Origin of the sequence: Fictibacillus aquaticus, from assembly GCF_002245695.1 — a bacterium.
Classification (GTDB): Bacteria; Bacillota; Bacilli; order Bacillales; family Fictibacillaceae; genus Fictibacillus; species Fictibacillus aquaticus.
Window position 1 is genome coordinate 526,816 of sequence record NZ_NOII01000003.1, and the last position, 12,758, is coordinate 539,573.

The following is a 12,758-nucleotide window of genomic DNA, read 5'->3' on the forward strand; positions in this document are numbered from 1 at the left end:
CGGAGTCCGTAAGCTCGGAGTTATTCGAGTTCTTTGGCGGGGAAGATGAGATGGGGTGTAGGGTACGGTACTCCATACTATTATCCCTTGTATAATAGGAGTTTATTAAATGGAGTACCGTACCCTAATAAATTTATACAGCCTTCCTTATTAAAAAAGCCTTCCAGCATTTCTGCAAGCCTTTGAATAGCCAGTAAAAGAAGAAAAAGTTAACGATTAAACCAAGCGAGGCAGTAGTGAGGGTCGATCCGCCGTGATAAACAATCATATCAAAGGGGAAACCGAAGACGTGGGATCCTGTTTCCTGGTCCACTCGATAGCCGATGGCAGGGATAGCGGTGATAACAAGCGTAGCTAATAAGCTTAACCATGATAGCTTCTTCTTTTCCGCACTCATTTTTCCTTTAAGGCTTAAGAACACCATGATGAATAACCCATTTAATGCTAAGTTCAGCACAAAATCCACCGTTTTAAACATCGCATTATCCCCTTTAAAAAACATCCTTATTTTTACATTTTATCATGGTAAAATGGATTAAGACTATTAAAAGTTGGAGGGGAAATCGTTTGAATAAAGAATACCTTCTAATAAGGAGACATTGTGATGAAAAAGCGCTGGTGGATTGTAGTGATACCGATTCTGCTTTACCTTTTAATCAGCTGGTATTATCCATACTCTTGGTGGAGCATGCATCAGACTTATGATTATGAAGCGGATCCAGTGTTTGCGAGAGATTACAAGAATAAGATAGAAAATTTTAAGAAAAGTTACACAATAAATCCAAAAGACAAACTGACGACTGAGACCACGGGCATGGCGGTAGAAGATCTATTTACTGAGAAGTGGCTCGTAACTGACAATCCAGTGAGTGTGGAATATGCGTATTTGGACAAAATCAAGAATGATGTGCAGAGCATCAGACAGAACTTCACGCACCTTGACCGGAAAGGACCTGAGTATACGCCGCATGCTCAGAATCAGCTGTACCTATTAATAGATACTTTGGAGTCCATTGAAAAAGAGGTGGATGACATAAAAGATATGCGAAATGGATTGATGAGGTCTGACGCTGACAATGTGCTGAACAACCTGCATGTGTCGGTGGCGGCTAGTGCGGATATGTTAATTGAATTTTATGGAGCACATCAAAATGGCGAATAAACCTCCAGCATGGCAAAGAATTGAACACGACATCGCAAACGGTGATCTTGGCAAAGCTCGGGACCGGCTGCACGGGCTGCTTTCCACGTATCCTAATAATCTCAAGATTCGCAGAAAGCTAGGGGATATCTACTATCAGCTGCAGGATCCGGCGATGGCTGGTCGGTACTGGTATCTTGAGGAAGAGAAGACGCCTGAGATGACGGCGGCGTGTGAGAAATTTGAGCGTGCTCATGGTCAGGATCCGAAGTATATGCTGCGCGCGCTGAAATACAACGGCAACCATAAGAAAATAGACGATTTACGAAACGAAGCTGGTGAAGAAAACACTCCTGCAGATTGGCTGTTTTTAATCGGTTGTTTAACAGTTTTGGCTCTCATACTGACGGTGCTCGGCATCGGCATTTACACCATTTTTCAGTGGATCTTTTAAAGGGGGCGTGGGTGTATGAAGGTGTTGTTGGTCGGTATTTTCCTGGTTGGCCTGCTGGCGGGCTTCACATATTATCTGGAGCACCCGGCCATAATCACCATGAATGAACAGCCTGAGGACAATCATGCTTTTTATTTAAAGAAGTTCGGCTGGCATGCCGTTTCTAAGATTGGCGAGAACGGTGAGTTGATCGCGCACGGTGAAAGCGCAGGATTTAGAGCCGCCGGACTCAACTACGATACGTATAAAAACAAAATGCTGAAAGCCCACACTTACTCTTTAAAAGAAAAACAGAAAAATGGAAATTCTATCAAGGCTACGCTTTATGAGTATAATAATAGAATAATAGGCGGCTACTGCGCGCTGGAGGGCTGGACACCTGGGGCCGTTCCGCTGGACAGTAAGAAGCGCCTGACGGAAGAAGGTGTGTTACATGCTGGCGACTGAGCTGAAGAGACTGCTGCAGCAGTTTCCTCATATAAAAAGTGAATACGAGCGGCTGCAGAACACAGGCTATACGCCGACCGATATCCTGATCCGGTCGACGGCGATCTGGGATGGTGAGGATCTCGATACAGCGGAGGTTATGATGGAGAATGATGAGGGAAAGAGGCTGCTCATCACCGTCTCGCAGGGCTATTTTAATGATATATCGGTAAAGGAAGTGCAGCCGCGCAAGCCAGGAATTCATCACAACCTGATGCTGAACGATGCGCTCATTCACTACAAGAGGTTTAACAAAAGCCTGTTCCGCGGCTATAATATGAACGAGGTCGACGAGTTTCTCGACACGGTTATGAAGGATTACACGTATCTTGAGCATGTGCTCGTCAAAGAAAATGATATCTTGAAAAAGGAAATCGAACAGCTGAGAGGAAGACAGATGTGGCAAAGAAAGTAATCAACTGGCTGCTCGTCCTGTTATGGATGGGCGTGATATTCTTTGCGTCGTCGCAGCCATATGAAAAACAAAACATGAAACCGCTCTGGCAGGAGCACCTGCCGGTTGAGGAGATTGAAAAACACGCAGATTTCGTCTCGTTCCCATACGCCGGGGAAGAGGTGAGCATGAAGGAAGACGGCGCGGCAAACGTCATCGAGTTCTTCGTGCGAAAAGCCGCACACGTAGGTACATACTTCATCCTCGCTGTCCTCCTGTACCGCGCTATTGGACGAGCATCGCTCGCTTGGATTTTTACCGTACTGTACGCGATGAGCGACGAATTCCACCAGTCCATTACACCGAACCGAACGCCGCATTGGGAGGATGTTGTGCTCGATGCATTCGGGGCTCTTTTGGGAGTGCTGGTTTGTGTGCTGCTTGCTAGACGTAAGAAAAAACGCCGTTACTAATAGGGCGTTTTTTTAATACCTTTAAAAAGGACGTGCTCTCATGGTCAAAAAACTATTCTGGCAAGACCCGTACGCCACAGAATTAAACACTTGTTTAAAAAGCGTCAACGGCAATGAGATAACGGTAGATCAGACCATCTTTTACGCATTTTCTGGCGGCCAAGAGAGCGATGCGGGGACGATTGGCGGCCACAGCGTGTTACAAGCGAGAAAAGACGGCCATGAAATACTCTATACCTTGGAAGAAGGGCACGGACTGCAGCCAGGTGACCAAGTGACAATGAAGATTAACTGGGACCGCCGCTACAAGCTCATGCGGCTGCACTTTGCCGCTGAAATTATACTGGAGCTGGCGTACAGGAATCTAGAGGGCATCGAAAAGGTAGGTGCTCATATCGCTGAAGACAAGTCTCGAATCGACTTCATCTGGGATGAGAACATCTCAAAATCATTTCCGCTGCTTGATAAAGAGGCACATGAAATTATTGAGGCTGACCATGAGATTATCAGTGACTTTAGCGATGAGGCAGAGGGCAGAAGGTACTGGGAAATTGAAGGATTTGCGAAGGTTGCTTGCGGAGGTACACACCTGAAAAAGACAGGCGAGGTCGAGCGAATCAGGCTGAAGCGCAACAACATTGGCAAGGGGAAAGAGCGGATTGAGATATATCTAGTAGACTAGAGATTTTATGGGGTACGGTACCATTTCCAACAAACAGCGTAGCATCGCACCGCTGCGGGAAATGGTACCGTACCCCCCAACTTGGAAGCAGCTTACAAAGAGGGTGAACTTTATGAACAAACTCTGGAATCGTTTTTTAAAACTCGCAGTGATACTTATGTTAATTTCAGCTGTTGGAATTTATTATGTTGATCAGCATCTTCCTCCAGCATTAGAGCAAGATAGAATGCTTTATGTAATTCTACTAGCAGTAATATTTGGTTCTGGGTTAATTTTTTTAATTGCCTATAGGATAAGAATATCTAGAGATAATAAATTTACTGTAAGATCGTTAGCTTACACTATTTTAGTTGTCGTCATTTTGTTTTTGTTAATGTGGAATTTTTAATTCATCGGGGTGCGGTACCATTTCCAATAAACTGCGCAGTATCTCACCACTGCAGGAAATGGTACCGTACCCCCATATAACTACCCACAAAAAAAGCTCCCCACAAGGAGGAACCTTCTCCAAACCTATTAACCCTTCTTCACAACCACACGCGCAGACTTACTCACATTCTTCGCCTTATCCGCCGCCGCTACATAAAGAACAGTACCTTTTCTCTGCGCCTTCACAGTCACAATAAACTTACCCTTAGAATTCGCACGGCCAGTCGCGATTACTTTACTCCCGACTTTTACCGTAATCACCGCATTCGCTTCCGCTGATCCCGTCACTTTCTTGTCATTCGAATCAACGGCGTTAACCCTAGGCATCCCAGGTGCTGTCCCGTCTTTCACGACTACATTCGTTACTCGGCTTGTGTCGTCAGCCCATTCATCGGTAATCATCACCGCAAGCTTTGTACCTGCTTTCACGGTTGTTTTTAACGGAACGGTATATCCGCCAGTACGGGAAGCATAAGTTCTGCCTAACTCTTTAGTGCCGGACTTCACAACAATCCTTTCTCCAGGAGGCGCTATACCTGTTACTCGTTTATCGTTATCATCTACTGGATTAACCTTTGGCGGAAGATGCCATTCCACTTCGGATGGAATGGTGACAAAGTGATAGAAATCGTACATAGAATTGTAGGCAGCGCCGTTCAACTCATTCGCTTTGATATAATAAGTACCTGCGTTAATGTCATAAATTTTTGTGATAAGTTCCTCCGCAGATTCATCAACGGGTTTAACATAGTTCCCCTTTGCATCAAGGAGATCAAAGACTAACGTGAACTTTGCTTCATTATTTGGCAGGGCAACGATATGAAAATCGTCATCGTTCTTTGTGACCTCAATCTCGTAATAATCCACGTCGCCTTGTGTAGTGAACCCGCCTTTAGCAAATGTTTCATCAAGGAATGGTGTGGCCTGTTCCATAGAGTTATTCGGTTCTACTTCCATTACCACCACGTCAGCATCTGACTTGGTTAAACTCTGAGCTGTTGCAGTCAAAGCACCGCTCACAGCAACCATTCCAGCCAACAAACCTGTCATCCATACTTTCTTCATCAACCGCACCTCTTAGGATATTTTTATAAAAAGCTCCCCGACAAGGAGGAGCCTTCACCAATTCTATTAAGCTTTCTTCACAACCACACGAGCGGACTTGCTCACGTTCTTCGCTTTATCCGCAGCTGCTACATAAAGAACTGTGTTCGTTTTCTGTGGCTTAATGGTCACCACATAGTTTCCTCTGGAGTTAACCTTGCCTGTTCCGATCACTTTGCTGCCCACTTTAACCGTAATGGTTGCGCCAACTTCACCGGATCCAGTGACTTTCTTGTCGTTAGAGTCGACTTTGTTTACTTTAGGAGTCGCTGGCTTCGTGACATCCTTAACAACCACTTTCGTCGCAGCGCTTACGTTAAACCAGTCGTCCATTGCTGTGACGGAAAGAGTAGAGCCCGCTTTTTGCGCGCTTCGAATTGGCACTGTATATCCGCCAGTGCGTGAGGCATAGGCTGTTCCAACCACCTTCGTTCCATACTTCACAACAACTTCTGATCCAGGTTCAGCTACCCCAGTAACCTTTCTATCGTTGTCATCAACCGTTCTGACAGTCGGTGCAGGTGGTGGTGTTAAGTCTTCATACAATGCGATAAGGGCATATTGGTCCGTTTCGTTCATACGGGCCACACCTTCGCCATCAATGGCTAGAACATGGTATTTACCAGCTGGAATGTCGTAAAAGAAGGCAGAAGATATTTCGTCAAACTCCGCTCTATCTGGTTCAATAAGATTACCGTTTAGGTCAAACAAACCATACATAAGATCAACATTTCCTTCAGGATTTGCTGATCCGCTCAGAATAAATTCATCAAATCCCTCTCTATAGGTAACCTCATAAAAATCCATATCTTCTTGCGTTTTAAATTCGCCAAGCATATATTCAAACATTGGAAGATTATTAGCCAACTCTGGTGTATCGTTTGGTTCTTCCTCGGTAAAATACCACTCATCATCCTGTGCAGTAAAACCACTCTTTTTAAAGCTAGTTGATTGCTGGTACTGACTCTTTAATACAGAATACTGCTGTTTAACCGCGGTTACATCTGATTTAAAATCCGCCGCTGAAACATTTGCCGGAACACTTGCTGCAAGTAAACTAGCGAACAAACCTGTTAATAGGACTTTCTTCATGAATCGCACCTCTTTTAATTATTTTTAATAAGGTAATAGTACCATATATGCATAAAATTACCATATAAATTTATAGCTAAAAGTGTAAATTTACACACCGCGCTAAACAAAAAGCTCCCCACGAGGAGGAGCCGACACAAATCTCTTAACCCTTCTTCACAACCACTCTCGCAGACTTACTCACATTCTTTGCCTTATCAGCCGCCGCTACATAAAGCACAGTCCCTTTTCTCTGCGCCTTCACAGTAACAATAAACTTGCCTTTAGAATTCGCGCGTCCAGTAGCAATCACCTTGCTTCCGACTTTCACCGTAATCGCCGCATTCGCTTCAGCCGTCCCCGTCACTTTCTTGTCATTAGAGTCAACCGCGTTCACTTTCGGCGTACCAGGTGCGGTGCCGTCTTTCACGACAACTCGTTTTGCTTTGCTATCGTGTCCCCGGTCATCTGTAGCTGTTACAGCAAGAGCAGTGCCTGCTTTAATAGAAGCTTTTAGCGGTATCGTGTATCCTCCCGTGCGCGACGCAATGGCTTGACCCACTTCCTTTGAACCGGATCTTACAGAAACATAGGTTCCAGGTTCCGCTACTCCTGTAATTCGTTTATCGTTGTCATCCACCGTGTTGACGGTCGGCGCATCTGGCGGGGTTGTATCTATTGGGAACGCCATTAGAGCGTAATCATCGAGTTCTGTTTGAGAGATTTGACCGTCGAGCTCGAGTGTCATCACATAGTACGTGCCAGCACTAATGTTATAGAATTGAGCGGTTTCAATATCATCGCTTTCTATTTTATAAGGCTGAACCGTCTTGCCGTTCTTATCAAGCAGTTCAAACGCTAGCTCAATATTGCCATCTGGAATCGTATAGCCAGCAAGCGCCAGCTTGGAATAGTTTTTCGGAACGGTAAATTTATAATAATCCATATCTTGAGCACTATGAAAATCTCCCCTAATAGGCTCAAATCCTGGAATAACGTTGGCCTGGCTGAGCGTATCATTCGGCTCAGTCTCGATCAGAAATCCGTCTTCATCACGAGATTCCATCTGTTGTATCTTACTCTTTATGTAACTGCTAACCTTGGTGTCTGATTTGAAATCTGCCGCTGATACATTTGCCGGAACACTTGCTGCAAGTAAACTAGCAAACAACCCCGTTAATAGGACTTTCTTCATGAACAGCACCTCTTAATTCTTAGATTTTTAATAAGATAATAGTACCATATATACATAAAATTACCATATAAATTTATAAAAAAAGTGTAACTTTACACATTTAACACATTCTAAAATTATCTAACTTTCACCTCCCATGCTCGCACAATTATGGTAAAATAATACAAGGTAAAAACAGATTAATAGAATGGGGATACATACATGTTCAAACAGATTCTAACCGGCTCTCTGGCGGCGTCGCTGCTGTTCACTGGCACGGCGATAAACGCAACGGCTGAGACCACAACGAGTGCCGCAGTCACACAGGGTACGATTACAGACCCAGTCATCTTTGCGGCGGAGGGCTCGTTCCCAACGCTTCATCCAAACGGAAAGGTACTCATCACATCAGACAAGTATGACGATGTGAACCGCACGTACACGAACTCGATGTACAACGTCGAGACAGGGGAGAGAATTAAGGAGTTCACGACAGACAACGACAGCGGCTATTACACGTTCAGCCCGAATGGCACGTATATGGTGTCGAGCGGAGATCACACAATTGTCAGTGATGGCGCGACGGCTGAGGAGCTGTATACGCTGCCGTACCGCTGGGGTAAGCCAAAGTTTCATCCGTCGAACGAGGATCTTGCTGTTTTCACGAACTCGCCTGATCTCTTGGACAAAAACCAATTCGCTGTCGTCAACCTGAAGACGAAGGAAACGCTCTATCAAATGGATTACGCAACTGAGATGAACATGCGCACGGCGATGCATCCGACAGAGCCGGTAGTTGCGGTAGTCCGCGGCAGGGACGTTCAAATCTTCAACTATGAAAAAGGCGAAATCATCACGACGATTCCAAACATTTTTAACGTTGAAGAAAAGCAAAGCTACCACGCGATCTGGGATCTTACATTCAGCCCAGACGGCGGCCGTTTATTCCTGATCAGCTCAGCAAAACCTGATCAAATGATTGTGCTGGACACAACGAAAAACTACAGCAAAATTGCGCTGACAGCATCACAGTTTGCAAACAAAAGGATCTCAACTAAAATCGACGACTACCGCCCAATCGATATCCGCATCTCGCCGGATAACAAGGAACTGTATACAAGGAACTATGATGGCATCAAGTTTTACAGCCTTGAGACCGGAGCGATGACGCACTATATCGTCGCGCAGAATATGGGAGAGAGCATCAGCATCGCAAACAACATGAATGTTGCGATCGAGCGCAAATTTAAATCAGAAGCCGGGCAGACGTACATTGAGGTCGTCAAGCATCCGTATAAGGCGCGCTCCGGCAACGGCATTCAGTTCGAGGATACGTACATCCACCTGAACACCGGCCAGTCGACGTTTTACGGTGTGGATTACTACAACAACGGCGAAAAGACACTGCTCGCGCCATCTCAAGTGACGTTTGCGTCAGACAACCCAGCTGTCGTAGCGGTCAGTCCATCCGGTATGCTTGTAGCAAAAAGCGAGGGCAGCACGAAGATTACAGTTACTTATAATGGCTATACCGACGAGATGAACGTGCACGTGCGCAACATCACACCGTCGCCGATTAAGATTGACAACCTTAAGGATTCAAGCTACTACATCACTGGGACATACGAGCCGAACAAGACGGTCGAGACGATGATCAACGCAAGGTGGTACTCAGTGAAAACAGACAGCACAGGCCGTTTCTCTTTCTATCTGGACGCGCCGCTTGTCGCCAACATGGCCATCCGTGTCTATGACAGCAGCGATGACGAGCAATGGGCACACGTCCTTCGCGATACCATCGCACCAGCCGTGCCAGCTGTGACAACAATCAACGACAGCGCCGATACCGTATCGGGAAGAGCCGAACCTCTTTCAACCGTAAAAATCCAAGTGAACACAGGCTCAGCCATATCGGTAAAAGCCGACGCATCAGGCAAGTTCACGAAAAAATTCACTGCCTTAACAGCCGGGCACACTGTTAACGTAAAAGCACAGGACCGCTCTGGCAACCTGAGCAAACCGAAAACAGCAAAAGTCACTGACAAAACACCGCCAGCGACTCCGAAGGTCAACAGCCTGACGACTTCATCAACAAAAGTAACCGGAACCGCTGAAAACAAAGCCAAGATCTATGTTGTCATTAACAAAAAGACATACAGCGGTACATCTGTAAACGGCAAGTTTACGATTACGATACCGAAGCAGAAGCGTGGCACGAAGGTTTATGTGTATGCGAAGGATGCGGCGGGGAATAGATGTAAGACGAATGCGATTGTTTCTGTAAAATAAACAGAGAAAGAGCCATGCGTGGGTGCATGGCTCTTTAAACGAGGTATAGATATGAACACACAAGAATTAAAACAGTGGATTATAGAAAAAGGATTAGTCGAAGAAAGTATAAAAGCATTTTGGGAATCATTCTATGATTGGGAAAAAGAGAGTCCAGAAGAATACCAAAAGACATTTCCAGATGGGTTCTCACCAAAGAAAATGGCAGTATACATTCATAGAGTTTCTTTAACGTTCACCCGTTTTCCAGATGTTGAGGATCACTACTATATCATCATAGCCGTTCGATTTGAATATGAAGATGATGAACTCGGGGAATATGAAATCTGGTTTGATCCAATAACAGGTGAGGTGTTTGATGATTGGTGGATCTTGTTTTAAATTTTATTCATAGACAGTGAAATAGAGAAAAGTGTTGTACGTCATCATCAGCGAAAAGACTTAAGTTTAGGTGATAATGAGGAGAGCTATGTGCGAAGCATGGCTCTCTTTAATAGTGAAGTTTATTATTAATCATGGCGATCGTACAAGATAATTGAAATTACTTAAACCTACCAGACCATTTCTCAACATCCGTCCATTTATGTGAATAATGCTTTTTGCTGTCAAAGTGAACATAGTCAATATGAAGACAAAGAGTAATATCTCCATCTAAAACATTCGTTTTTGGAAAAACAAAATGCTTCAAACGATGCAGTGATTGAACAAACCCTATAGACGGAATTTCTCCACATCGATCAAGGAAAACCCATTCAAGGGAATTTAGAGATTGTATTCGAGATAAGTCCGTGATGTTTTTACACGACGTTATATCTAGCCGTTGTAATGAGTCTAAGCCTTCTATTCCTTCAAGTGAAGTTAAAGTACGCATGTAATTCAATTCTAGCTTTCTTAGTTTTGATAGATGTTGAATGCCTTGTAGTGTACGAACTTTTGATTGAGTGATGGTTAGTTCTTCAAGCTCATTAAGAGCAGACAATTCCTCCAGATTTCCATGTTTAGGTGCGTAATTACATAAGTATAATTCCTTTAACGCAGGAAGTTGATGGAATCCTTGAAGCTTTTTATTCCATTGGAAACCTAATGATTCTAGGTTTGGAAATAACGAGAAATCAATTCCTTTTTTCACAATAGTAGTGCCTTCAATTGCTAAATGAGTTACATTTTCTAAAAAAAACAACCCCGAAATATCCTTCAGATCCTCGCTTGCTATGGAGACTTTTTTAACAGTTGGGCATTGGCTTAAAAACTCCAAGTCCTCACCCTCATAGTACAAATCTTTTATATCAATCTTAGTAATATGGTGGAGATTGATATACTCAATACATTCATCTAAATATTTACTAGATATCATGACGTCAACTTCACCATCATCATAGACTCTTAAAATAACGTTCTTATCTTTTTGGAGTTTCATCACTGTCAGCTCCTGAAAAGTTCATCCTATCGGTATTCTATTTCAATGCCATATAATCCTTGCTGAATCAACGCTAGATAAAGGGATATTCCTCCTTTCGAGCGAATATAAGCAAAGAATATGGAAGAGAGGAATAGCAAAATGCAAGTATATAGAAGTACTGTAAAGATTGATGAGGGAGATATACAACTATATGTCGCGAGCAATCAGCATGAACTGACCTTTCTGCTTGGCCTAGGATCTATAGCTTTGCCCTTGTTCTTTAATAACCTAACCGAACTGCTCAATCACCAGACCTCCTACGTAGAGGTCGATGGGTGGGATTACCTCACGTTTTATACGTTTTCGAGACACGGTGATCAGGTTGTGATAAAGGAAAAGCATGATAAATACGCATTCAATATTTTTGCTTTCTGTGAAGCGGTGGATGCTGCTTTTAAAAAGTGTTTTAGAAAAATGCGGTTAGAAGGGTTGTTGCCTGTTCCGGTAGAGGATAGTGAATTTCATCCTTTAGCAAAGCCGACAATGGATGCGTATCAGAGATTTACTAGTGCAGTAAATAAAAAGAGAATTTAAATTACATTACCAATTACTTCCGTATTCTTGCTACAATTAAAACAGAGAATTGTCAGCCGCTGCTTAACATCATTAGGTGGTGTTGCGTAATCGCATTTCTCTCTTGGTGGAAGCTGGTGTTCCTTTTGGAGCCAGCTCGGTGGGTTCAATCCCCAATGGCGATTCACTCACGGAAAGGATAGGAGAAAAGCGATTCTGCAGGTTAAGACCTCCATCGCGGCCTCTTTTTCTGTGAGTGGATTCATAAAGGAAAGGTGAAGACATGTTCGAGATCATTTTAAAGACGGGGCTAACATTACTCCTCCTAGCGGGTTCAGTGGGAATATGGAGGGCGCTCCTGAAGTCGGTCACAATTTTTGAATACGAACGGGGCGTCCGGTTTCATAACGGAAAGCTTACGGAAGTTGCAGGGCCAGGGAAGTACCGATATTTCAGTACGACTACGAGAATAGAAGTCTTTGATATGAGGCCGCAGATTTTGCAAATCAACGGGCAGGAAGTATTAACAGCTGACAATGTTACGGTGAAAATCAGCCTGGCTGTCGGCTATCGTGTCATAGATCCAAAAGTACTTCTCACTCAGTACAACGACTACGCGGAGTATGTGTATACAACGTGTCAGCTGAAGCTGCGGGAAGTCATCTCGTCTATCGAAATGGATGATGTGTTAAGCAGCCGCAGAACATTGAATGAAGCAATAAAAGAATTGGTGCTGCAGGAAGGAAGTCTTGTCGGATTGGAGATCATTTCACTCGACATCAAAGACATGATGATGTCTGCCGAGCTTAAGAAGGTATTTACAGAAGTGGTTCGGACGAGAAAAGAAGCGCTGGCATCACTTGAAAAAGCAAGAGGCGAGACCGCCACATTAAGAAGTCTGGCAAAGGCGGCGAAAATGATAGAGAATAATCCTGAATTAGCGAAACTTCGCTTGCTGCATACGATTGAGTCTTCGCAGGGGAATACGTTTATGATTGATGGGAAGTAAATAAAAATGAGGTCGTACCATACTTCTGGAACGACCTCGTTTTTTTAACTATTTTCTCTACTCTATATTTCTTCAAACGA

General features: G+C 44.0%; 16 protein-coding genes. 11 read left to right on the forward strand and 5 right to left on the reverse strand.

From position 1 onward, the window contains the following. Positions 1 to 133: 133 nt before the first annotated feature. Positions 134 to 478, reverse strand: a complete 345-nt coding sequence (locus tag CGZ90_RS13015; protein ID WP_094252931.1) for a hypothetical protein — start codon at positions 476 to 478, stop codon at positions 134 to 136. A 126-nt stretch (positions 479 to 604) separates the two neighbouring features. Here CGZ90_RS13015 and CGZ90_RS13020 point away from each other — a divergent pair, with 126 nt between their 5' ends. The 7 genes from CGZ90_RS13020 (at position 605) to CGZ90_RS13050 (ending at position 4,018) form a co-directional block, all read left to right on the forward strand. Further along, a complete protein-coding gene (locus tag CGZ90_RS13020; protein ID WP_094252932.1) occupies positions 605 to 1,162 on the forward strand; it encodes a hypothetical protein in 558 nt (185 codons plus the stop codon). Further along, complete coding sequence (locus tag CGZ90_RS13025; RefSeq protein WP_094252933.1) at positions 1,152 to 1,595, forward strand: DUF6584 family protein; 444 nt, start codon at positions 1,152 to 1,154, stop codon at positions 1,593 to 1,595. Before CGZ90_RS13020 ends, CGZ90_RS13025 begins: the two co-directional genes overlap by 11 nt. A 15-nt stretch (positions 1,596 to 1,610) precedes the next feature. Then, entirely contained in the window at positions 1,611 to 2,042 is a 432-nt protein-coding gene (locus tag CGZ90_RS13030) for a DUF4830 domain-containing protein (RefSeq protein ID WP_094252934.1), read from the forward strand. Next, complete coding sequence (locus CGZ90_RS20965; RefSeq protein ID WP_205727396.1) at positions 2,029 to 2,496, forward strand: DivIVA domain-containing protein; 468 nt, start codon at positions 2,029 to 2,031, stop codon at positions 2,494 to 2,496. The genes CGZ90_RS13030 and CGZ90_RS20965 overlap by 14 nt, the downstream gene beginning before the upstream one ends. Then, complete coding sequence (locus CGZ90_RS13040; RefSeq protein WP_094252935.1) at positions 2,481 to 2,948, forward strand: VanZ family protein; 468 nt, start codon at positions 2,481 to 2,483, stop codon at positions 2,946 to 2,948. Before CGZ90_RS20965 ends, CGZ90_RS13040 begins: the two co-directional genes overlap by 16 nt. Before the next feature lie 40 nt (positions 2,949 to 2,988). Further along, on the forward strand, positions 2,989 to 3,630 hold the full coding sequence (locus tag CGZ90_RS13045; protein ID WP_094252936.1) for an alanyl-tRNA editing protein: 642 nt from the start codon (positions 2,989 to 2,991) through the stop codon (positions 3,628 to 3,630). Positions 3,631 to 3,742: 112 nt separating this feature from the next. Beyond that, positions 3,743 to 4,018, forward strand: coding sequence for a hypothetical protein (locus tag CGZ90_RS13050; RefSeq protein WP_094252937.1), 276 nt, complete (start codon positions 3,743 to 3,745; stop codon positions 4,016 to 4,018). Between the two features lie 128 nt (positions 4,019 to 4,146). On the opposite strand, the gene CGZ90_RS13055 is transcribed toward CGZ90_RS13050, so the two are convergent. The 3 genes from CGZ90_RS13055 to CGZ90_RS13065 all read right to left on the reverse strand — a co-directional run bounded on the left by CGZ90_RS13055 (position 4,147) and on the right by CGZ90_RS13065 (position 7,429). Beyond that, positions 4,147 to 5,124 carry an Ig-like domain-containing protein gene (locus CGZ90_RS13055; RefSeq protein ID WP_094252938.1) on the reverse strand — a complete coding sequence of 326 codons (978 nt, stop codon included), beginning with the start codon at positions 5,122 to 5,124 and terminating at the stop codon, positions 4,147 to 4,149. A 66-nt stretch (positions 5,125 to 5,190) separates the two neighbouring features. Beyond that, positions 5,191 to 6,255, reverse strand: coding sequence for an Ig-like domain-containing protein (locus tag CGZ90_RS13060; protein WP_094252939.1), 1,065 nt, complete (start codon positions 6,253 to 6,255; stop codon positions 5,191 to 5,193). A gap of 145 nt (positions 6,256 to 6,400) precedes the next feature. Beyond that, positions 6,401 to 7,429 carry an Ig-like domain-containing protein gene (locus tag CGZ90_RS13065; RefSeq protein WP_094252940.1) on the reverse strand — a complete coding sequence of 343 codons (1,029 nt, stop codon included), beginning with the start codon at positions 7,427 to 7,429 and terminating at the stop codon, positions 6,401 to 6,403. A gap of 201 nt (positions 7,430 to 7,630) precedes the next feature. On the opposite strand from CGZ90_RS13065, the gene CGZ90_RS13070 reads away from it, so the two are divergent. Beyond that, the gene (locus tag CGZ90_RS13070) at positions 7,631 to 9,697 is read left to right on the forward strand and encodes an Ig-like domain-containing protein (RefSeq protein ID WP_094252941.1); all 2,067 of its coding nucleotides are present in this window, start codon (positions 7,631 to 7,633) and stop codon (positions 9,695 to 9,697) included. Positions 9,698 to 9,748: 51 nt separating this feature from the next. After that, positions 9,749 to 10,078, forward strand: a complete 330-nt coding sequence (locus CGZ90_RS13075; protein ID WP_094252942.1) for a hypothetical protein — start codon at positions 9,749 to 9,751, stop codon at positions 10,076 to 10,078. 160 nt (positions 10,079 to 10,238) lie between these two features. On the opposite strand, the gene CGZ90_RS13080 is transcribed toward CGZ90_RS13075, so the two are convergent. After that, entirely contained in the window at positions 10,239 to 11,114 is an 876-nt protein-coding gene (locus CGZ90_RS13080) for a leucine-rich repeat domain-containing protein (protein ID WP_094252943.1), read from the reverse strand. Between the two features lie 141 nt (positions 11,115 to 11,255). Between CGZ90_RS13080 and CGZ90_RS13085 the strand changes: the two genes are divergently transcribed. Continuing rightward, positions 11,256 to 11,690, forward strand: coding sequence for a hypothetical protein (locus CGZ90_RS13085; RefSeq protein WP_094252944.1), 435 nt, complete (start codon positions 11,256 to 11,258; stop codon positions 11,688 to 11,690). 316 nt (positions 11,691 to 12,006) lie between these two features. Further along, positions 12,007 to 12,678 (forward strand): slipin family protein, encoded by a 672-nt coding sequence (locus CGZ90_RS13090; RefSeq protein ID WP_165766849.1) that lies wholly within the window; start codon positions 12,007 to 12,009, stop codon positions 12,676 to 12,678. The last annotated feature ends 80 nt before the right edge of the window (positions 12,679 to 12,758 follow it).

Coding starts and splice junctions, on each gene's coding strand:
- CGZ90_RS13015 (WP_094252931.1), bottom strand. CDS start 478: ATGTTTAAAACGGTGGATTTTGTGCTGAACTTAGCATTAAATGGGTTA.
- CGZ90_RS13020 (WP_094252932.1), top strand. CDS start 605: ATGAAAAAGCGCTGGTGGATTGTAGTGATACCGATTCTGCTTTACCTT.
- CGZ90_RS13025 (WP_094252933.1), top strand. CDS start 1,152: ATGGCGAATAAACCTCCAGCATGGCAAAGAATTGAACACGACATCGCA.
- CGZ90_RS13030 (WP_094252934.1), top strand. CDS start 1,611: ATGAAGGTGTTGTTGGTCGGTATTTTCCTGGTTGGCCTGCTGGCGGGC.
- CGZ90_RS20965 (WP_205727396.1), top strand. CDS start 2,029: ATGCTGGCGACTGAGCTGAAGAGACTGCTGCAGCAGTTTCCTCATATA.
- CGZ90_RS13045 (WP_094252936.1), top strand. CDS start 2,989: ATGGTCAAAAAACTATTCTGGCAAGACCCGTACGCCACAGAATTAAAC.
- CGZ90_RS13050 (WP_094252937.1), top strand. CDS start 3,743: ATGAACAAACTCTGGAATCGTTTTTTAAAACTCGCAGTGATACTTATG.
- CGZ90_RS13055 (WP_094252938.1), bottom strand. CDS start 5,124: ATGAAGAAAGTATGGATGACAGGTTTGTTGGCTGGAATGGTTGCTGTG.
- CGZ90_RS13060 (WP_094252939.1), bottom strand. CDS start 6,255: ATGAAGAAAGTCCTATTAACAGGTTTGTTCGCTAGTTTACTTGCAGCA.
- CGZ90_RS13065 (WP_094252940.1), bottom strand. CDS start 7,429: ATGAAGAAAGTCCTATTAACGGGGTTGTTTGCTAGTTTACTTGCAGCA.
- CGZ90_RS13070 (WP_094252941.1), top strand. CDS start 7,631: ATGTTCAAACAGATTCTAACCGGCTCTCTGGCGGCGTCGCTGCTGTTC.
- CGZ90_RS13075 (WP_094252942.1), top strand. CDS start 9,749: ATGAACACACAAGAATTAAAACAGTGGATTATAGAAAAAGGATTAGTC.
- CGZ90_RS13080 (WP_094252943.1), bottom strand. CDS start 11,114: ATGAAACTCCAAAAAGATAAGAACGTTATTTTAAGAGTCTATGATGAT.
- CGZ90_RS13085 (WP_094252944.1), top strand. CDS start 11,256: ATGCAAGTATATAGAAGTACTGTAAAGATTGATGAGGGAGATATACAA.